At 45.8% G+C, this 17,958-nt stretch carries 21 protein-coding genes, 1 pseudogene and 1 other annotated feature; of the genes and pseudogenes, 6 read left to right on the top strand and 16 right to left on the bottom strand.

Going from position 1 to position 17,958, the window contains the following annotated elements; all coding sequences use genetic code 11:
- Positions 1-49: 49 nt before the first annotated feature.
- The 7 genes from dnaB to rplJ all read right to left on the bottom strand — a co-directional run bounded on the left by dnaB (position 50) and on the right by rplJ (position 7,384).
- Positions 50-1,426, bottom strand: a complete 1,377-nt coding sequence (gene dnaB, locus VLA77_03705) for a replicative DNA helicase (protein HSE29660.1) — start codon at positions 1,424-1,426, stop codon at positions 50-52.
- A complete protein-coding gene (gene dnaX / locus VLA77_03700; protein ID HSE29659.1) occupies positions 1,427-2,923 on the bottom strand; it encodes a DNA polymerase III subunit gamma/tau in 1,497 nt (498 codons plus the stop codon).
- Between the two features lie 141 nt (positions 2,924-3,064).
- Positions 3,065-3,574: a hypothetical protein gene (locus VLA77_03695; GenBank protein HSE29658.1), complete on the bottom strand. Its 510-nt coding sequence runs from the start codon at positions 3,572-3,574 to the stop codon at positions 3,065-3,067.
- A 94-nt stretch (positions 3,575-3,668) separates the two neighbouring features.
- A complete protein-coding gene (locus tag VLA77_03690) occupies positions 3,669-4,757 on the bottom strand; it encodes a M20 family metallopeptidase (GenBank protein HSE29657.1) in 1,089 nt (362 codons plus the stop codon).
- Positions 4,729-5,880 (bottom strand): M20 family metallopeptidase, encoded by a 1,152-nt coding sequence (locus VLA77_03685; protein HSE29656.1) that lies wholly within the window; start codon positions 5,878-5,880, stop codon positions 4,729-4,731. Before VLA77_03685 ends, VLA77_03690 begins: the two co-directional genes overlap by 29 nt.
- Before the next feature lie 248 nt (positions 5,881-6,128).
- On the bottom strand, positions 6,129-6,536 hold the full coding sequence (gene rplL, locus VLA77_03680; GenBank protein HSE29655.1) for a 50S ribosomal protein L7/L12: 408 nt from the start codon (positions 6,534-6,536) through the stop codon (positions 6,129-6,131).
- A 314-nt stretch (positions 6,537-6,850) separates the two neighbouring features.
- On the bottom strand, positions 6,851-7,384 hold the full coding sequence (rplJ, locus tag VLA77_03675; protein HSE29654.1) for a 50S ribosomal protein L10: 534 nt from the start codon (positions 7,382-7,384) through the stop codon (positions 6,851-6,853).
- Between the two features lie 52 nt (positions 7,385-7,436).
- Positions 7,437-7,570, bottom strand: a sequence feature (ribosomal protein L10 leader region).
- 360 nt (positions 7,571-7,930) lie between these two features.
- On the opposite strand from rplJ, the gene VLA77_03670 reads away from it, so the two are divergent.
- Both VLA77_03670 and VLA77_03665 read left to right on the top strand, forming a co-directional pair.
- Positions 7,931-8,317 carry a hypothetical protein gene (locus VLA77_03670; protein ID HSE29653.1) on the top strand — a complete coding sequence of 129 codons (387 nt, stop codon included), beginning with the start codon at positions 7,931-7,933 and terminating at the stop codon, positions 8,315-8,317.
- Positions 8,318-8,415: 98 nt separating this feature from the next.
- Positions 8,416-9,399: a hypothetical protein gene (locus VLA77_03665; protein ID HSE29652.1), complete on the top strand. Its 984-nt coding sequence runs from the start codon at positions 8,416-8,418 to the stop codon at positions 9,397-9,399.
- On the opposite strand, the gene tmk is transcribed toward VLA77_03665, so the two are convergent.
- Together tmk and VLA77_03655 are read right to left on the bottom strand one after the other, a co-directional pair.
- Complete coding sequence (gene tmk / locus VLA77_03660; GenBank protein ID HSE29651.1) at positions 9,396-10,076, bottom strand: dTMP kinase; 681 nt, start codon at positions 10,074-10,076, stop codon at positions 9,396-9,398. The genes VLA77_03665 and tmk overlap by 4 nt on opposite strands.
- A complete protein-coding gene (locus VLA77_03655) occupies positions 10,076-10,570 on the bottom strand; it encodes a deaminase (protein ID HSE29650.1) in 495 nt (164 codons plus the stop codon). Before VLA77_03655 ends, tmk begins: the two co-directional genes overlap by 1 nt.
- A gap of 37 nt (positions 10,571-10,607) precedes the next feature.
- Here VLA77_03655 and VLA77_03650 point away from each other — a divergent pair, with 37 nt between their 5' ends.
- From VLA77_03650 to VLA77_03640, 3 genes are read left to right on the top strand one after another with little or no spacing between them, the layout of a single operon-like run.
- Complete coding sequence (locus VLA77_03650; GenBank protein HSE29649.1) at positions 10,608-11,444, top strand: thymidylate synthase; 837 nt, start codon at positions 10,608-10,610, stop codon at positions 11,442-11,444.
- A 7-nt stretch (positions 11,445-11,451) separates the two neighbouring features.
- Positions 11,452-12,093 carry a dCTP deaminase gene (gene dcd, locus VLA77_03645; GenBank protein HSE29648.1) on the top strand — a complete coding sequence of 214 codons (642 nt, stop codon included), beginning with the start codon at positions 11,452-11,454 and terminating at the stop codon, positions 12,091-12,093.
- Positions 12,090-12,590, top strand: coding sequence for a dihydrofolate reductase family protein (locus tag VLA77_03640; GenBank protein ID HSE29647.1), 501 nt, complete (start codon positions 12,090-12,092; stop codon positions 12,588-12,590). The genes dcd and VLA77_03640 overlap by 4 nt, the downstream gene beginning before the upstream one ends.
- Here the strand turns inward: VLA77_03640 and VLA77_03635 are convergent.
- From VLA77_03635 to VLA77_03605, 7 genes and pseudogenes are all read right to left on the bottom strand, one after another.
- Positions 12,587-13,228 (bottom strand): HAD-IA family hydrolase, encoded by a 642-nt coding sequence (locus VLA77_03635; protein ID HSE29646.1) that lies wholly within the window; start codon positions 13,226-13,228, stop codon positions 12,587-12,589. The genes VLA77_03640 and VLA77_03635 overlap by 4 nt on opposite strands.
- Position 13,229: 1 nt before the next feature.
- Positions 13,230-13,967: a hypothetical protein gene (locus VLA77_03630; protein ID HSE29645.1), complete on the bottom strand. Its 738-nt coding sequence runs from the start codon at positions 13,965-13,967 to the stop codon at positions 13,230-13,232.
- A gap of 19 nt (positions 13,968-13,986) precedes the next feature.
- Positions 13,987-14,298, bottom strand: a complete 312-nt coding sequence (locus tag VLA77_03625) for a hypothetical protein (protein ID HSE29644.1) — start codon at positions 14,296-14,298, stop codon at positions 13,987-13,989.
- Between the two features lie 16 nt (positions 14,299-14,314).
- Positions 14,315-15,004: pseudogene (gene rplA / locus VLA77_03620) on the bottom strand (50S ribosomal protein L1).
- A gap of 294 nt (positions 15,005-15,298) precedes the next feature.
- Positions 15,299-15,724 (bottom strand): 50S ribosomal protein L11, encoded by a 426-nt coding sequence (gene rplK / locus VLA77_03615; protein HSE29643.1) that lies wholly within the window; start codon positions 15,722-15,724, stop codon positions 15,299-15,301.
- A 163-nt stretch (positions 15,725-15,887) separates the two neighbouring features.
- A complete protein-coding gene (locus VLA77_03610; protein HSE29642.1) occupies positions 15,888-16,388 on the bottom strand; it encodes a hypothetical protein in 501 nt (166 codons plus the stop codon).
- Between the two features lie 160 nt (positions 16,389-16,548).
- A complete protein-coding gene (locus tag VLA77_03605) occupies positions 16,549-17,058 on the bottom strand; it encodes a hypothetical protein (protein HSE29641.1) in 510 nt (169 codons plus the stop codon).
- A 308-nt stretch (positions 17,059-17,366) separates the two neighbouring features.
- Here VLA77_03605 and VLA77_03600 point away from each other — a divergent pair, with 308 nt between their 5' ends.
- Positions 17,367-17,795, top strand: a complete 429-nt coding sequence (locus VLA77_03600; GenBank protein HSE29640.1) for a hypothetical protein — start codon at positions 17,367-17,369, stop codon at positions 17,793-17,795.
- Positions 17,796-17,958 lie beyond the last annotated feature (163 nt).

Raw genomic sequence — 17,958 nt, 5'->3', positions numbered from 1 at the left:
CGTTCATTCGCAGATAGTGGCGAACTGAACGAGGGCTTCGTTATAGAATTTATTGATGGTGTTGTTTGTCTAGCGTCATAAATCGCAAACGTTCTGGGTGGAAGTAAAGCTCAACTTTGCCAGTGGGACCATTACGATGCTTAGCCAAAATCAGGTCTGTAACGTTTTGGCGTTCAGTCTCTGGGTTGTAATAGGCTTCGCGGTAAATAAAGGCTACGATGTCAGCGTCTTGCTCGATGGATCCAGATTCACGTAAGTCGCTAAGCTGGGGCACTGGTGGTGTGCGGGTTTCGACAGAACGCGAAAGCTGACTTAGTGCGATCACCGGCACGTTAAGTTCGCGGGCAACCAATTTTAAGCCTCGCGAGATTTCGCTCACCTCTTGCACGCGGTTATCGCCGCTGCGGCCGCTACCCGACATAAGTTGTAAGTAGTCGATAATAATCAAGCCAAGCGGATGTTCATGCGCTGCTCGGCGAGCTTTGGTACGGAGCTCAAGAACGCTCAAGCCTGGCGTATCGTCAATGTAAATTGGCGCTTCGGCCATCTCTCCCATGGCGTGACTGATTTTTTCAAAATCTTCATCGGTTAACTTACCAGTGCGAATGTTCCAGGCGTCTACCCCGGCTGCGTCGGCCAACATACGGTCAACCAACTGTTCCTTACTCATCTCGAGGTTAAAGAACAAAACTGACTTTTTTTCGATCGTGGCAACGTTATACGCTAAGTTTGTGACGAGGGTTGTTTTACCCATGGCTGGTCGAGCGGCTAAAATTACAAGATCGCTGCGCTGCAAGCCGGCGGTCAGGTTGTCAAGGTCGCGAAACCCAGTTCGCACGCCGCGCAGTCCGTCTTTGTTACTATGAAGCTCTTCGATTCGATCAAAGCTTTCAGTTAAGATTTGCTCTAAACTTGCTAATTCCTGACGCAGAGTCTTGTCGGAAACCGCAAAAAGCTCGGCCTCGGCTTGCTCTAAAAGCTCGCCAGTGTTTTTACTTTCGTCAAAACCAAGTTCGGCGATTGCACCCGAAGCAGTGATCAATCTACGGCGCATGGCATTCTGCGAGATAATTTCGGCATAACTTTCGGCGTGTGCGGCTGTTGGTACTTGGTTGCTGAGTTCTGTTAAATACTCGGTCCCACCAGCACTCTCAAGTTCGTCTTTCTTTTTGAGTTCATTAGAAAGCGTTAATAGATCCACTGGTTTGTGGCGTTCGTAAAGACCAATCATCGCCCCAAAAATCAGCTCATGGCGTGGATCATAAAAATCGTCAGCATGAATTTTATCACTAACGCGCGTCAAAACTTCTTCGTCAATTAAAACCGCGCCGAGCAAGCTAATCTCTGCATCGAGGTTTTGAGGCTGAATCTTTCCCTGTGTCGGTTGTTTTTTGTTCTTAAAATCCTGTTTTTTAAAATCGGCCATCTATGAGTTCCCGTCCAAATTTACAATTTCACCGCCACCCATAATATCAGCCACGCTCATAACTGTCGGGTCATCACTCGTAATAGGCATAGACGCTTCTTTGTTGAGTGATGTCGTTACCTCTATGTCGCCGTTAAAAATCTCGGTAACAATTTGGCTAATTACCATCTTTTGTTTAACGTCATCAAGTTTTTTGCGATGTAATTGCCACTTAAAAGCTAGAGTTAATTTTTGATTCTGCGCGTCAAAAAGCGGTACCGCGTGTTTCAAAACCGAGTGCAGGGGTATGTTAACTTTTTTAACGGCATCGGTAATTTGCTGCCATTGCTCAGCGGTAATGTCATCTAGCTTTATGGTTTTGGCGGTAGCGTCTCGTTGGTTGTTATTCTTGTCTGAAGTTAGTTTTATCTGTGGCGCAGTTGGTCGTTTTTGATCTGGTTCCGCTTGTGCTGGTTGCGGTGTCTCGTTAGCTTTAGGCTTTTCAATTTTTTCGATCGTTTGCAAAACAGCTGGCGTAACCTGCGTTGCCATTGTTTTTGCGGGCTTACCTTGCTTGCCCTGAGCTGCGAAACTTAGCAAAATCGCTAGCATTTTCAATCGCGGGTTGTACGCTCGTGGCACGTCGAGTAGTTTATCGAGTAAATCATAAAGCTGCGGGTGGCTTGTTGCTTGGTTGGTGATCTGTTTCGACAACTGATTGACGAAAGCCGCTGGAGCAACTCCTTGCGCGTCAATATCGTCTAAGATCTGTCCCAAAGTCAAGTGATCACCTGTTAGCAAGCAATTTAAAACAGATTGAACCGCACTGTTCGCAGCCAGACCCAGAGCCTGCTCGATACTTTGTGCCGTAATGTCGTCATCTGTAATGTTTGAAATTTGATCAAGAAGACTTATGCTATCACGGAAAGATCCGCCGCCATGCTCGGCGATAATCTGAAGAGCATCGTCTGTGATCTTGATGCCTTCTTTTTGAGCTATGTTTTTTAAGTGTCCAATAACCTTTGCTCGGTCTACCAACCTAAACGCGAAGCGCTGTGTACGGCTAATTATGGTCGCAGGCAGTTTGTGGGATTCGGTGGTCGCTAAAATAAATACCACATGTTCGGGGGGTTCCTCAAGAGTTTTTAGCAAGGCGTTAAAACTCTCCCCTGTTAGCATGTGGACTTCGTCAATTATGTAAACTTTGTAAGGAGCGTTTACAGGTGCAATATGAACTTTTTCGCGTAGCTCACGTATGTCGTCAATTCGGCGGTTACTTGCGGCGTCTATCTCAATAATATCTAGTTGAGTTTTGTCAGAGTATGGCAACTTGTTAATTTCATGAGCCAAAATACGCGCCACGCTCGTTTTGCCGGTTCCACGAGGGCCTGTAAATAAATAAGCATGACTAATACGGCCAGATTTTATGGCGTTGCCTAGCGTTTCGGTAATGTGCTCTTGGCCAATAACTTCGGCTAGTGAGCGCGAACGGTATTTACGATAAAGCGCTTGTCCCATTTCCCCTCGATCTTATTGCTTTTAGTATAAGCTAACCGCGCATGCGACGCCAGCTATTATTGAAGTCTGCTCGGTTTTGTTGCTCCAACGCAAACAGATCGTGTTAACCAAGCAAAACCCGTCATGATCGGTGACTCTGTACTACAGAGCTGCTTCAATCGCCGCCCACTCAGCTTCGCGGTTGTCCTCTGGTACAATAATGCTAACTTGGTCGCCTTGTTTGGCTTTAAAGTAAGTAACGCTTGCTAGCAAAACCTTGTAGTCGCGGCCCGCGGCTTCAACTACAAAAGCGCCATCGCGCTGGAGTAGAGTGCCGATGATTTGTTTGCGCGCAACTGGACCGATCTGTTTGTACAAAAAGCCACCATCTTCGGTGATTGTGAGCTTTAATATATCGCCTTCAACCAACTTAGATTTGCTGGCGTAGTTTGCTGGTACTGGGTAAGATTTACCGTCGGCATCAAGCATGGTTTGGCCATCAAAGACCCCTTCGATAATTTTACCAGCTGCTTCGGTCGTGTTCGCAGTGTGGGCAATTGGATCTTCACCCACTAAGCTTACTAAAAGTTCTTTAGCGGCTGCTAAATTTGTTTCGGCGTCCTGGATCAAAGATCTTAGTCTTTTGATCTGTTTTTCAGGTAACTCAGTCATAAAATTTCTAATCCTATTTGTTTCAGTTTTTACACCACTTAACGGCAGCATAACATTATACAGTAATCTGGTCAATCGCAAAAATAGTAACAGATTAAACTTTGGCCATTTTTTGTAGATAGTCAGTGATTACGGGTGCGATGTGGTCTAGAGATTGGACATCAATCCACTCTGATTCACTATGATGACCCCCGCCGACCGGCCAAGTGACTATGCAGCCAGTTCCTTTGTCAATAAAGTACCGGGCGCTACTTCCTCCTGAGCTTACAAACCCTTTGTTTTCTATCCCGGTAACTTTTTTAACACTTTTTGCAAATTGAATATAGTGCGGATCGCTTTCGTCATGGAAGAGCGCTTCGGTGCTAAAAAATATTTCGTATTGGGCGTCGTATTTTTGGCAGATTTTTTCGATTGCAGATTTTAATCTGTCGCGCTCAGTGGCGCTTACGGCTCTAAACTCGAACATCGCGGTAGCTTCGGCCGGAATTTGATTGTAGGCCACACCAATTTTACCCGATTCTAGGCCGCTTAAGTTTAAAGTGTTAGTTAACTTGCCAGCGTCAGCAAATAGGTCCTTAACTTCTTTTAAGAGCTCAATCAGCCGCATCGAGGCACTATTAACTAGCCATGGTCGTGATCCGTGACCAGTTTTGTCTTTGATCTTTACTGTGTAAGCTGTGATCCCTTTAGCGGCTTTCTCAAGCTGCCAATTTTCGGCGCCATCGAATAAGATCGCCTGATCTGTTGGGAAATAACCTTCTCCGATTAAGTCTTCGATTCCTCTATCAGGCCCCTCTTCGTCGCTGCTTAACATTATTCCAAAATCGTAGTCCAGCAAATTATCTTTTAGGCTTTCGGCTGCCAAAATATATCCGGCAATGGCGGATTTCATGTCCCAAACGCCGCGGCCAATAATCTTGTCGCCAGCAATCTGCATTTTAAACATATCGTCGCTAGCCGGAACTACATCAATATGGCCCGCTAGCATAACTTTTGGAGTTTTCGTTTTTTGAGTAGTGGCAACCAACGCCTCATAGCCGTCGAAGCTAGTGCGATAAATCTGCATACCAATTTTTTTAAGGCGCTCTTCAACAACATCCATGGCCAGCTTTGTGCCATCGCGGTCGCCAGTGACTGATTTAGCGCCTACTAATTTATCTAGAAGCGACTGAGCTTCGTTCATTCTGTTCAACCTTTACTTGTGACTTAGGATTTTGTAAAAAATTGTTTAAAACCGAAACATATTCCGTAAACGAACTTGTTTCTATGTACTCATTTGGACTGTGTGAACCTTCACCGTACAAGCCAAATTCTACGACATCGATGTTTTTGGCTGCAAAATGCCGCCCATCGCTGCCGCCCGGTCTACTTTTGTAGCTCACAGGGCTGCCAGTTACCTTCTGAAGTGCACTACTTAACCCCTGTACGTACGGATTCAACTCTTCTACATGCACTGATGGCTCAAAATTCACAAACTGTAATAGTTCGGCCTCTGGGTGGATGCTTTTGACAAAATCTTTTACACTTTGTTTGTCTTTAAAATTTGGATCCTCTTGTGTGAATCTAAAGTCGATTTTAACTTTTGCTTTGTCGGGTACTTTATTATAGGTTTCATTTTCGGTGCTAATCGTCGCAATGTTAGCTGTGGTTGTCCAGGTTTCAGCCTTTGGCGTTGGGTAACATTTAAGAATGCCTGTAACAAATTCACTTGCTTTTACTATTGCATTGCTGCCGTGCCAGAGGTGGGCGCCATGAGCAGATTCACCCTTAAAACCAACTTCAATCCAACAAATGCCGCGCGCTGCGTTGTAAATTGTGTTTTTTGTGTTGTTGTATTCACCAAGGATAACGAAATCTGCTTCAAGACCGTTTTTTAGATAGTAATTCACGCCATCCTGACCGCCAACTTCCTCATCGCTTACTATTTGTAGACCTAAGTTGTACGGTACATTGTTTACTGCTTGCTTAAAGACTTGTGCGAGTGCAATTGCAGTCCCTTTCATGTCGAGAACGCCGCGGCCGTAAATTCGACCGTCTTTTACAGCTACTTTAAATGAACTTGGATCAGCAGGAACAACATCGACATGAGCGTTTAGCAAAATATCAAACTTTGCAGTCCTATTGCCTTTGTAGGCAAGCAAGCTCGGCACACCGTTACTTTGGTGTTTTTCGATTGTTACATTAGGCACATCTTTAATGAGGTCCCCTATAAAATCTACGGCGTTGTGCAACGCCTGCTTGTTGCTGGCAACTGATTCAATTGCAACTAACTGCGATAGTAATTCAACAAATTTTTCTTGTGACATATTGCTCCATAAAAATAGCCGCTATTTGCGGCTGGCTTACAATTTTGAGGGATATTTTAAGCTGTAGCCGCGTTACGAGGCATGCGAATTTCGAGAACAAAGAAACAGCTTTTCATCGAGCCTATTATACTATTGCTTTTGGGTTTTATCAATAACCTCGCAAGTGCTAAAACCGAGCCGACTGATTTTAAATACAAAAACAGCCCCATTGGGGCTGCGTTTTGCATCTGGCCGATTGCCTAAAAGTCTTAGGCTACTTCTACAGTAGCACCAGCTTCTTCTAGAGCTTTTTTAGCTGCGTCAGCTTCGTCTTTGCTAACTTTGTCTTTGATAACGCTTGGAGCGCCGTCAACTAGACCTTTAGCTTCGCCTAAACCTTGACCTGTTAGTTCTTTAACAGCTTTGATTACAGCAACTTTTTGTGCGCCTGCATCTTTAAGAGTTACAGTGAACTCGGTTTTTTCGTCTGCAGCGGCAGCAGCTTCGCCAGCAACTGGCATAGCCATAGCTACTGCTGGAGCAGCTGCGCTAACACCCCAGTATTCTTCTAGGAATTTAACAAATTTGCTAATTTCTAGTGCGCTCATTTTGTCTAGTTCAGCAACTAGTTTTTCGAATTCTTTTGGTACTTCTACCACTTTGTTTTCATCTGCCATGTTATGGTCTCCTTAGTTATTTTGAGAATTTTAAGTCTCAGTTTGCGCGATCTTTAATTATATTTTCGCAGCACTTGCGGGTCAAAAAATATGTTTTTTAACATATTTTTCGCTTCCGAGGTGCTTTAAAAATAGTAATTAAAATCTCTCGACTTATCATTTGTGAAAATCCTTTAGATCTTCGGTTGGTCGTAGATCAAAAGCGCTGAATATTTATTTTCAAGGAACATCGGAAGCGCAGAATGTGTTATAGAACACATTCAAGAACCGCAGTTCCGAGGAAAAAATATTCAAAAGCTTTTGCGAATTACTGATTAATTTTCCAAAGCTTCTGCGCGAGCGTTCAAAACGTTTAGCACGCCACGAACGTTGCCGGCCAAAACATTGACGAAACCACTGAGTGGTGCGGCCAATGTGCCAACAAGCATTCCGCGAAGTTGATCTTTGCTCGGAAGATCCGCCAAAGCCTTTACGTCTGCTTGGTCGAGTACGACACCAGTGGCATCGATACCGCCTAACAGTTGTAGGGCTTCGTGGTCTTTAGCAAATTTAGCTAACACCTGTGCGGGTGCAACTTCGTCTTCGCTGCTTACGGCGTAAAGCAATTGACCTTTTAGGGCGCCTGCTTCAACGTTTTTTAGGTTCTCGGTTTGGCTAAGAGCGATGCGCACAAGTCGGTTTTTAACAACTTTAATTGTAACGCCAGCTTCGCGAGCCGAGCGACGCAGAGTTTGGAGTTCTTTTACAGAAAGACCCTGGTAAGCTGCAAAAGCTGTAAGTTTAGCGCTAGCTAAAAGTTCAGCAAGTTCAGCTACCTGAGTTTCTTTTGTCTGACGTGAAATCGCCATAGTCGTTAAACTCCTGTTATTTTATTTGTGATCGGCCAGATTGTTAAAATGCTTGAGAAACAAAAAAGTCTTTGATTCTCGCATTACCAAAGACTTTAAAACGTAAAAATGATTTTTGTGTCATTCCTCGGTAGCGGATTAAGCTTTGTGGGCAGCTACTGTCTGTGGCAATGTTCCTCTTAAATATACAGGAATATTGTGTGTAAGTCAACGATATTAACCACCGCGATTTAGACGTATGTTGTGTGTAGACTTTTGACAAAAACATTCTTTACCTGTATAAACAAAGTGTGAATAAATTTTATCAATCAGTGGTGCGCGGACAGATGGCGATTATTAGCCTCATTTTTGCGTATCCTCGTGGTTGAGCCGTTCACTTTAGTTAATCAGATTATCGGAACCGAGCTCAATCGCTCGGTTTTTTAATTCTGGTTGGCCGGCCTAAGGAGCAGCTCAACTGGCCGATGTTGCTCCTTAGGCGGGTCTGTGTGACCCGCGATGGCTAACTTGAACTGCCATCGAACTACAAGTGCTTGAGGAGTTAAGTTGGACACCGTCGACGCTACTCTCGACGAGATTGTCGCACGCCTGGATCTGATCGTACCTGCCGACCGCGACCCTAAGAAGATGCTGTCGCTGGGTGTGATCAACGAGCTGGCGACCATGCTCGAGCGCCTGCGCTACCTGTTGCAGGACGAGCCGAGTAATCGCGAGCGTGCTGCAATCGGTCGCCTGATCCAGCGGATCAACACGATCTCGCGGCCGCCGACCCCTGATGAGACGTCGGACCGGCCGAATGCTGAGCAGGTCATCAGCTTCTCGAACCCCAGCAAGCTCGAAAAGCCTAGCACCGACTCCCCAGACGCTGCCCTGGTTCGCAAGCCCTACGGAGGCAATCCGTGGCGTGCGTTGGGCGCGGATGGTCACCTGTAGTCCGACTCACATCCGGCGACCCCGGCACTGAGTCAATTTGGCTGCCGCCCTCTTGCGATCCAAGAGTGGCGGTGGCCTACAACACCCAGGAGAAAGATATGGAATTTTTTAGATCAGATAGATTAAAACAAGTCAGAGACTCAATCGTCGAAACGACCGCTATTAGACGCGAGCAGTTTCGCGAGGTTAATTATTTTCGTGATTCTCCAACTGAGATTCGTTTGCGATTTATCGCGGCAGACCCGCAGTATTATTCACGACCTAGTATGGATGATGTAGAAAATCTGGCTGCTTTCGAGAATCATTTAGCTGCACGTGAGCTCATAGATGAACTAGACGCCAAGCGAGCCGCGGCAATAGCAAAGCTGCCTTCAATTGAAAAAGGCGCTTCGGTTGCTGAGCGTTTTATTAGCTTTTTCGAAGAGCGCGATTTTAAAACGTTGGATCTTGACCGAACTAACCACCCAGGTGGTAATTGGGATGCGGCCGATAGTATGCAAACCGAGCTCGAACAGTTGCTTGCTGTTTTAGATCTTCATATGAGTAGTGATGAAGAGTTTCAGTTTAATGTCGACACGTACGATCTTGCACCCGAAAATTGCACAATGTACTTTCATGCAATTAGTCCTGAGGCACTTGAGGCTGGATTGATCTGTATGACTCGCAACACCTTAAAAGCTGAGATTTATGATAATTTAACTAAAGATACAATTTTTATTAAAAAGCGCTCAGAGTATATTTACGATTTAAATAAATTAAATCCGCTAGTCAGCGAGCTTATTAAAAGAAAAATCAAAGGTCATATTTCGAGGAACTCGTATATGGTTGAGGAAGGCTACTTTAAGTTTGTAAACGATACGGTCGAGGAGCGCCCTGAGGCGATCGAGCTTATTCACTCGAATCTATTTGTTTACCGAGAGAAATGGCACGACGAACCGTCTGAGCCGCAAATGCCCGAGGCGTTAAAAAGAACGCGAACAAGTAGCTACTATGACGAGGTGCAAACATTGGAATACCCAGAACTGGTTCAGGCTTGGCTCGAGGCTCGCGAAAGCGAGCGCAAAGAGTCACTCGTAAGTTAGGCGGTTTTTTGTTGGTAGACTTGCCAAATCAAGTTGTGAATTTCGCTCTCAGATCTCATTTGCGTGTCGTTCCTCATGCAGTCAATTTTTACAAATTGTTTTGGATAAAGTTCGCAAAGTTGTTTGTACGTTTCGTTTGCGGTATGTAGATAGGTGGCATCTGCTTCGTGAATGTCGCGTTTCTTTTTTGTGTATGTGCGTTCTTGTTTTTTGTCTACGTTTGCTTGGGCAACGGCACCAGGTACATCTAGAACAATTACGCAATCGGGGCGCGGAATTTTTAAAATCTCGTGCTCAAGCTCGTCGAGCCATTCAAAAAGCTTAATGCGCTCACTAGCGTCTTTTATTTTTGCGCCCTGCAAGCCCATGTTTGAGCTGGTAAAACGATTCGCTAAAACAGTTTTGCCCACACTAAGCGCCTCTTTGATTCCTGCCTTGGCTTCGTAGCGATCAAGCGCATAAAAAAGAGAAGCCTCTTTAGCAGCTACGTCTTCTTTGCTGCCGTATGCTCCGTTTAAATACCTAGTCACAAAATAAGAAGATGGTTCGTCATAACGCGGAAAATCTACAGTTTCCAAGTCCAAACCTTCTTTTACCATGCGCTCTTTCAAAAGCTCAAACTGTGTACCCTTGCCTGATCCGTCTGTGCCGTCAATTACGATAAATTTTCCTGCCATTATTTCCCCAGAATGTTATTAGGATCTTCTCTATTAAAAAATACGTGACTGTCCTTTAAAAGATAAACGTTTTTGATTCCAGCCGCAATCATTTCATTCCAGCAAGGTTCGCAGCACCACCAATGGCCCCATAAATATAAATCTGCACCAGCTAAATTATTTCCGTTTTCTATAGCATTTTTTATTGCCTGCGGTTCTCCGTGATTTTTAGGATGACACCCTTCGCAAAGCTCGTAACCTTCGCCTGTCGGGATGTTGAGTTTTCGGCGCATACACTCGTTAAATTTATGATAATCCGATCCGTTGGCTCCAATCCCCAAAACCACACCATCCCTGACTATGACGCTGGCATTTTTTAAGCTGTCGTCTTTGCTATTTTTTAAGGCAAAATCTTTAGCCATTTCTAAATATTCGTTATGTTCCAGATAAATAATTTCTCGACCATCGGGAATATAGGGCATATTTATGCCAAGCGTGCCACTAGTTTGTTTCATGAATGTATATTACCATATACGTAATGGAGGGAAAGCAATGGCAGTTTTTGATGATATTTATAAAAATATCTTGTCTGAAATTATCGATAACGGCGTAGAAGAGGTTAACCAGCGTACTGGTCATAAAACCAAGTCTTTGCCGGGCGTTTCTTTCTCTATTGACGTTCAAAAGCAAGGCTTTCCAATTTTGGCCGTGCGGGCGGTGCCATTAAAACTATTCATCGCAGAACAGGTTTGGTTTATCTCGGGATCGCGCAAGCCCGCTGATTTTTTGCGTGATTTTACGGGGATCTGGGACGATTTCACGAATCCAAATGATGTCGTAACCGTAGCTTATGGATACAGATGGCGTCGCCACTTTGGCCGTGATCAGCTAGGAAAATTAATTCAGTTGCTCGAAAAAGATCCAAGCTCTCGTCATGGCGTGGTTGTAACCTGGGATCCAAGTGATGACGGCTTGGGTGGTGCCAAAAAAAGTAATGTACCTTGCCCATATACTTTTACGGTTAACATAATTGGTGGTAGGCTCAATTTGCATAATATCGTGCGGTCAAACGATATGATTTTAGGATTCCCTCACGACGTGGCAGGATTTGCATTATTGTTGGCTATTTTGGCGCAGCGCCTGGGGGTAAAACCTGGCGTGTACACTCACTCAATTTCTAATGCGCACGTTTATGATATTCATTATGATGCAGCAAAAGAAATGATCAATCGAAAAGTTAAACAAAAAAATATCATAGTAAAATTACCTAAAAACAGTTTTGAACGCGCCGAAAAAAAGGACGTAAAGTTAGTTGATGAAATCATGTCTGATTTTAAAAAGCAGTATACCCCAAACGAGCCGATTAAAGGTTTAAAGATAGTTCTATAGGAGAAACATGGCCATACTTACCAAACCCACAATTTTGAAAAGATTAAAAGACGGCGATTTGTCGTTCGCGCCAAGCTTAGATCAGTTTCAGCTTCATCCGCACTCGATCGATTTGCGTTTAGGTTTTACATTTCTGGTACCAAAATCCTGGAAAGCCACTCCTGGTGGCCGTGAATCTATAAGCTTGGATCCGTTTGCCGAGGAGACTAATAAATTTGACGTTATTGAGCTCGAGAAAGGTCAGTTTTTCGATCTGCTGCCAGGCGAACACGTTACGGTCTCGACACTAGAATCTGTCAAAATCCCTAACGATTTACTAGCGATTTTATACCCGCGATCAAGCACAAATCGCCGTGGTTTAGCAGTTGATTTAAGCGGCTTGATTGACGCTGGCTACGAGGGTCAGTTGATTATTCCAATTCGCAACAATACAAAATCACAAACAATCCGCCTTTATCCTGGTGAGCGAATTTGCCAAATTACACTCGAAGAGCTCGAGGCGCCAGTTGAACCTAGACCAAGCCGTTATCATAAAAAAGATATTATTGACGGCGAGCTAATAGGTGCGCTACCAAAAGAGAAGGAAATTGAAATTGATTTGATTAAACGTGGCGAGATTATGCAGCTTAAGCAGGAGCACGCGATATGAAGGTAAGCCTTTTGGTTGCAATGTCTGCTGATGGTAGGATTGGCGCCGATAAAAATCACCTAGCTACAGCATGGACAACCCACGCCGACAAAGTGTTTTTTACCAAAAAAACTAAAGAAATCGGCACGCTGGTAATGGGTTTAAATACTTTTAAAACTTTTGGTGTTGGTCTTAAAGGCCGACGATTAATTGTTTTGAGCGACGAAGCTCATGAGCCAGTCGATGGGGTTGAATTTGTAAACTCAGGCTTTGAAGATTTAGTAGAACGCCTTAAGAACGAAGGCGTACAGTCCCTAGCAATCTGCGGCGGTTCGTATGTGTATAGTAAGTTTATTGAGCTTAATTTGGTTGATGAAATTTTTATAAACGTAATGCCAACTTTTTTGGGTGATGGTATTCCGTTTATTAAGATGGCTGACATTAAAAAGTTACGGCTTGTGCAAGCCACAACTTTAAAAGACGATACGGTTCAACTACATTACCTAGTCGAAGCTTAAACCAATAGCTCATTCCAGTCGCTGATTTCGTGGTGTGGTTCACTAGCCTCTAGTGGCGCGCGATCGTAAACTTCACCATGATGCGACGGAAAAAATAGAATGGTTTCAACCCCGGCGTTACGACCGCATAAAATATCCGTATCTTTGTCGCCGATGTAAACTATTTTTTCGCTAGGTTGGTGTCCAAGTTTTTTAAGTGCGTACAAGACGCCATCTGGCTGCGGTTTGCGGTTTTCTACATCTGTGCCGGCTACAATTACATCGAATTTTTCATCCAAAAGTTTTTGTTTAATAACAGGTTCAAGCAAAGGCCGATCCATTGTAGTGAAAATACCTAAAATTTTGCCCTTAGATCTAAGATTGGACAGCATTTCTTCTGCGCCCCTATGGAACGGTGCATGCGGAATTCGTTCGTTGCACAGTCTATACGCCAGACTTGTAAACTCAGGTAGATCTTTTGGATCCAATCCTAGGTTGACGATGTGCTTCCAGTCGTGTGTTTGAGCGGCAATCTCTTTATCGGTTAGGCCCGATATTCCAAATTCTTTTAAGGCGTCTCTGTAGATCTCTAGCCAAATTTTTGAGGTATCGGTTAGGGTTCCGTCTAAATCAAACAAATATACATCGTAATTAGTCATTTTAATCCCATCGAGATTTTAGGTTATTTAATAGGTCATACGCCTGTTGAGCTAGATCGTCTAAGTTGCCTTCGTTTCTGATAATTACATCAGCTTCTATCTCGTTTCTAGATGATTCGGTTGGGTCTTGAACTTTATCCTTAGCTTGCGGCCGTACAATCTCTATAATTTTGCCACCATGTTTTCGTACTATCTCAGCGTCACTCGGGTACCGTACCCCATTTATAATCACTAAATTCGTGTCTTTGTCGCGTAGTTCTATCCTCCTAAAAATCTCGTCATACCAGATTGTTTTGCTGGCTTTGGCTACAAGATATGCACCTACCCACTGCAAAAGTGGACGGTAAGTCTCTTTGTTGGCAGTTGTGATCGTGGTATTTAGTAGACTTGGATTTTTGCTGACATGGTCTAAATAAATCCAAAGTTTTTCATATAGAGCTGAGTTTTCTAGTTGGTCGCGCTTGGTGATTGCAAGTTGATTCCACGTCAAGTCAAAGTGCGTATACTCACTGATCGCGTCGGGAAGCCAAATCAGCGCTTGGTTTGCGAGCTCAAGTTTATTTTTAAAAGTTTCAAATTCTAACTCGGCCTTTAAGGCCTGGTTAAACGCCGTAGCGATTTCGCCTACAACATGCCAAGTTTCATAAATTGTGTGGCTTGGCTCCGCGGCGGCCAAAAAGTCCGAAAAGGTGGTTTTACCGCTGCCAATTGCTCCAGTTATGCCAATTAAAATACTCATGCTATAAGCATAACAGAACTTAGGCAGCTAGATTATAGTCGTCTTTTTTGTCTAAAGGAAAATTGATAATTTCGTCGTCTTCAGCTTCGGCTGGGCGCGGTTTTTCGTCAGGTTCACCAGAATCAGCGAGTACTGAAGCCATTGCTCCAAGTACTCTCTGATATTCGGTGTCTAAGCCGTCTCGTCTTTTGTTTAGCTCCACAGCCCGGCCGCCCATGGAAGGACCACGGCGCTCAGCGTTTGGAACATAGCCAATTCCGTCGCTAAACTCTGCGCTAACATTGTAGCCTCCGTGGCGGTTAGGGTCCCTATTAAGACGATTTCGATTCATTCAGGCTAATTATAGCCTATAGATTACTAGTGTCAACTTTGATGCCAGGACCCATAGTAGTAGTTACAGCTATACTCTTGATCAAAGCACCTTTAACGCTAGCCGGCTTGTTGTTTTGTAGGTTTTCAACAAACATTTTTGCGTTCTCGTAAAGCTTGTCGCCACCAAAACTCACTTTGCCCACGCCTTGGTGAACAATAGATTGCTTGTCAACGCGGTATTCAACTTTACCAGTCTTAGCTTCTTTAACAGCTTTAGCGACTGCAGTCGTAACTGTACCGCTCTTGGGGTTTGGCATTAAGCCCTTAGGGCCTAAAGTACGTGCGTACTTACCAAGTTTGCCCATAAGCTGTGGTGTGCTAATCAAAATGTCAAAGTTTAACTCGCCTTTGTCTAGCAACTGCAAAAAGTCGTCTTCGCCGGCAATGTCAGCGCCAGCTTTTTTAGCTGCTTCAACTTGGTCGGCCGATACAAAAGCTGCAACACGAACAGTTTTGCCTGTACCGTTTGGTAGACTTACGGTGCCGCGCAAGTTTTGGTCAGCTTGACGTGGATCTACATTAAGGTTTAAGTGCAACTCAACGGTTGCGTCAAATTTACCAACACTTGTTTTTGTAGCAAGTTCTAGAGCCTCTTTAAGACTGTAGGCTTTGCCTTTTTCAACAAGTTCAGCTACTTTGCGGTAGTTTTTGCCACGGCGTTCTAGCTTGCTGCGAGTTGGGTTTTGCTTTTGAGCAACTTTAACTTCGGCACCTTCTTGTGGTGTTGTATCGCCTTTGCTTTTGCGCTCTTCTTTAGCGATTTTAGCTTCAGTTTCTTTTTGAGCCTTCTCGCTGCGCTTACCGGCTTTTGCGCTGGTTTTTTCAGCTTTTGGCCCCTCGGTAGCGGTTTCTTCTGCGGCTACAGCAGTAGTCTCTAGTTCTTCGCTTTTTGCGATTTCTTCTTTAGCCATATTGTCTCCTGTGGTGCGAGCGGCTTTTCGAGCCTCCCACAATGCTTATTATTTTTCTACTTCAACACCCATGCTACGCGCAGTTCCGGCTACAACTTTCATAGCCGCGTCGATATCATTTGCGTTTAGTACGGTCATCTTCTTTTCGGCGATTTCGCGAACTTTTTCTTGGCTAATTTTACCAACTTTGTCGGTGTGTGGTTTGCCAGAACCTTTTTGGATTCCAATTGCTTCGCGGATCATGTCGTCGACTGGTTGACCGATAATCTCGTAGTCGTAAGTACGGTCTTCGTAAACTTTTACATGCACAATAACGTCTTTGCCCATGTAGTCTTTGCTGCGCTCGTTAAAGCCGCTAACAAAATCCATAAGGTTTAGACCGTGCTGACCTAAGATAGAACCAACTGGAGGACCAGCAGTCGCGCGGCCGCCAGGGATGCGCATTTTAAGATTAGCTTTGACAACTTTTGCCATAAAAAACTCCTTTGTGGTTCAAGCGGCTTTCATGCCTCCCACTTATTTTATTGTTTACGGAGTGCGTAACTGAGGTAGATTATACGTTATATTTGTATTTTTTGCAACCATATGAATATTACAAGAGCCTGGGCACGGGGCACAGGCTCTTGGAAACTCAGTTTTAGCTATGACGCAGCCGGCAGCTCCAGCTGAGCTGGGCCGGGCCTTCCTTCCAGGTCCAGTAGTCGGCGTGTTCGGGCTTGACCATGGAGATCCACACCATCTTGACCTGCTCGATGTTCGAGGGTGTGAGCTCGGTGAGGCCGACGCGACTACACCAGAAGTTCTGGTAGGGATTGTCGGAGGGCCAGATCACCTGGATCGGCGCGTTCGCCTTGATGTGGCCGGCGCCGTCGAGCATGATGCCGAACCACGGCTCCACGCTTCGCGGGTCCTGGCTGGTCATCATGACCACGTAGGTGTGACCCTCGTAGTCTACGAACTTCAGGGTGGAGTTGGTCGCCGCCACGGTCTTGTAGGTTGTGGTCGCCTGGACCATCTTCTCGACACGTGGGCCGGGGATTTTAGTGTCCTGGTCGCTCTCGACGTCACCACCGCAGCCGGCAGTGTACAGGAGCGCTGCGAACAGACTCACGGCCACGCCAAGTTTACGGACGTTCATTGTGCCTCCAGGGCAACAGTTGTAGGTGCTGAGTATTCCGGTTTTATATATTAACATAAAATTGTATTTTAGTCAATTTATTTAAACCCCCAGGGACTCTTTAAAATGACAAGGTCCCAGGCGCGCCGTAGCTCACCCAGGACCATGCTGTCACCTCACGTTAGACTGCGGAACCGTCGACCTCGCGGCAGCTCCAATGGTTACCATCGATGACCCACTTGCTCGGATCGTCGGTCGGCTTGAGCGCGACGAGCTTGCCGAGCATCCCCTTGGTGAGGCTGCCCGGTACGACGCCCGCACTGCAGGCGTACGTTTTGCCGTCCAACTCGACGCGGAGCTCCATTCGGGGCTCGTTGCGCACCACCAGAGCGGCACCGTCGGCCGGGTCATCCTGGATGAATGTGCGGATTTTCCAGTTGGTGACCGGGTTTTCCCATGTGATCCAGGAGCGGAGCGTATTGTCCGTTGTGCGGTAGATTGTGCCGGACCGTCGGACCTGGAATCCTGCACCGACGATGCCGGGGAACTGAGCCTGAACGTCGGCCGCCTGCTTGTCGCTGATCGGGTATTCCATGACGCGCGGTGTCAGATCCTCCGGCCCGCAGGCCGTCAGGAGCATTGTCGTCGTGATAGCGACGCTGATCACGAAGTCTCGCAGGGTGCGTTTCATTCCGCCTCCTCAGGCAGATGCGTGTGTGCTTAGCGGTATTTTTTATATCATTTTCAATCGGCAATGTCAAAATAATGGTTTGCAAAAAACCACATAAAGTGTATAATTTACGAATTCTGTAAAAAACAGAATACTTTGACAAAACAGGAATCTGACGAGGTGAGTTCTTGGCGTTTTTATTCGCGTCAGGATCTCACCTTGTCACGCCGTGACTTGCGTTTATCGAGGCAACACTGCCTGTGAGACGTACGGAAGAAGGCATCATGAGCAACGGTAGAGATTCGCTACCGCCCCGAGTGGCGGCAGCGATGAGCCAGATCGAACGCGAAGCGGCGACGCTGCAGTCGTTCGTGGCTCTGCTGCGAGACCGAGGCTTCAGTGGCCTGCTCGCTGCGCGTTCTATCCGGAAGTTCCCTTCCGAGGAGATCGCGCGCACGACGATCAACCGCATGATGGACGACTTGGGTGTTTCGAGTAAAAGCGCCCTGGGCCTCGTGCTCGCCGCGTTCTCGTCGCTCGAAGACAGCCCGGAACCCACCGAGCTCGAACTGATCGTCGACGGCGCTGTCTCGTGTGACACTCTGGTGCGACTCGCTCGCCGGCTGCCGCGCCGCTACCACCCTGAATGCGGCCTGCCCAGCCGGTCGCTGATGCGCGCGTGCCTGCGGGTGTTCCACTACAACAACGCACGGCGACTGAACGTCGCGCTGACCGCGGCCGCGGGCGACGAGGACTGATCCTAGTCTTCGTCAGGAGGGGCGCTGCCATGCGTGGCGCTCCTCCGCAGGGTTATGGTTTCTGTTTTGTCGAAACCTCTGAACTTATATTGACAATATTACTAATTAATTATAAAGTTTCATTTGGCATTTTTTGCTATGGGCTACGATCGTGGCCCATCAC

Source organism: Candidatus Saccharimonadales bacterium (assembly GCA_035457485.1).
GTDB lineage: Bacteria > Patescibacteriota > Saccharimonadia > Saccharimonadales > EFPC-124 > DATIBO01.
Note: the sequence above shows the minus strand (reverse complement) of the source record. Positions and strands in the feature narration are given on the sequence as shown.

Coding starts and splice junctions, on each gene's coding strand:
- dnaB (HSE29660.1), bottom strand. CDS start 1,426: ATGGCCGATTTTAAAAAACAGGATTTTAAGAACAAAAAACAACCGACA.
- dnaX (HSE29659.1), bottom strand. CDS start 2,923: ATGGGACAAGCGCTTTATCGTAAATACCGTTCGCGCTCACTAGCCGAA.
- VLA77_03695 (HSE29658.1), bottom strand. CDS start 3,574: ATGACTGAGTTACCTGAAAAACAGATCAAAAGACTAAGATCTTTGATC.
- VLA77_03690 (HSE29657.1), bottom strand. CDS start 4,757: ATGAACGAAGCTCAGTCGCTTCTAGATAAATTAGTAGGCGCTAAATCA.
- VLA77_03685 (HSE29656.1), bottom strand. CDS start 5,880: ATGTCACAAGAAAAATTTGTTGAATTACTATCGCAGTTAGTTGCAATT.
- rplL (HSE29655.1), bottom strand. CDS start 6,536: ATGGCAGATGAAAACAAAGTGGTAGAAGTACCAAAAGAATTCGAAAAA.
- rplJ (HSE29654.1), bottom strand. CDS start 7,384: ATGGCGATTTCACGTCAGACAAAAGAAACTCAGGTAGCTGAACTTGCT.
- VLA77_03665 (HSE29652.1), top strand. CDS start 8,416: ATGGAATTTTTTAGATCAGATAGATTAAAACAAGTCAGAGACTCAATC.
- tmk (HSE29651.1), bottom strand. CDS start 10,076: ATGGCAGGAAAATTTATCGTAATTGACGGCACAGACGGATCAGGCAAG.
- VLA77_03655 (HSE29650.1), bottom strand. CDS start 10,570: ATGAAACAAACTAGTGGCACGCTTGGCATAAATATGCCCTATATTCCC.
- VLA77_03650 (HSE29649.1), top strand. CDS start 10,608: ATGGCAGTTTTTGATGATATTTATAAAAATATCTTGTCTGAAATTATC.
- dcd (HSE29648.1), top strand. CDS start 11,452: ATGGCCATACTTACCAAACCCACAATTTTGAAAAGATTAAAAGACGGC.
- VLA77_03640 (HSE29647.1), top strand. CDS start 12,090: ATGAAGGTAAGCCTTTTGGTTGCAATGTCTGCTGATGGTAGGATTGGC.
- VLA77_03635 (HSE29646.1), bottom strand. CDS start 13,228: ATGACTAATTACGATGTATATTTGTTTGATTTAGACGGAACCCTAACC.
- VLA77_03630 (HSE29645.1), bottom strand. CDS start 13,967: ATGAGTATTTTAATTGGCATAACTGGAGCAATTGGCAGCGGTAAAACC.
- VLA77_03625 (HSE29644.1), bottom strand. CDS start 14,298: ATGAATCGAAATCGTCTTAATAGGGACCCTAACCGCCACGGAGGCTAC.
- rplK (HSE29643.1), bottom strand. CDS start 15,724: ATGGCAAAAGTTGTCAAAGCTAATCTTAAAATGCGCATCCCTGGCGGC.
- VLA77_03610 (HSE29642.1), bottom strand. CDS start 16,388: ATGAACGTCCGTAAACTTGGCGTGGCCGTGAGTCTGTTCGCAGCGCTC.
- VLA77_03605 (HSE29641.1), bottom strand. CDS start 17,058: ATGAAACGCACCCTGCGAGACTTCGTGATCAGCGTCGCTATCACGACG.
- VLA77_03600 (HSE29640.1), top strand. CDS start 17,367: ATGAGCCAGATCGAACGCGAAGCGGCGACGCTGCAGTCGTTCGTGGCT.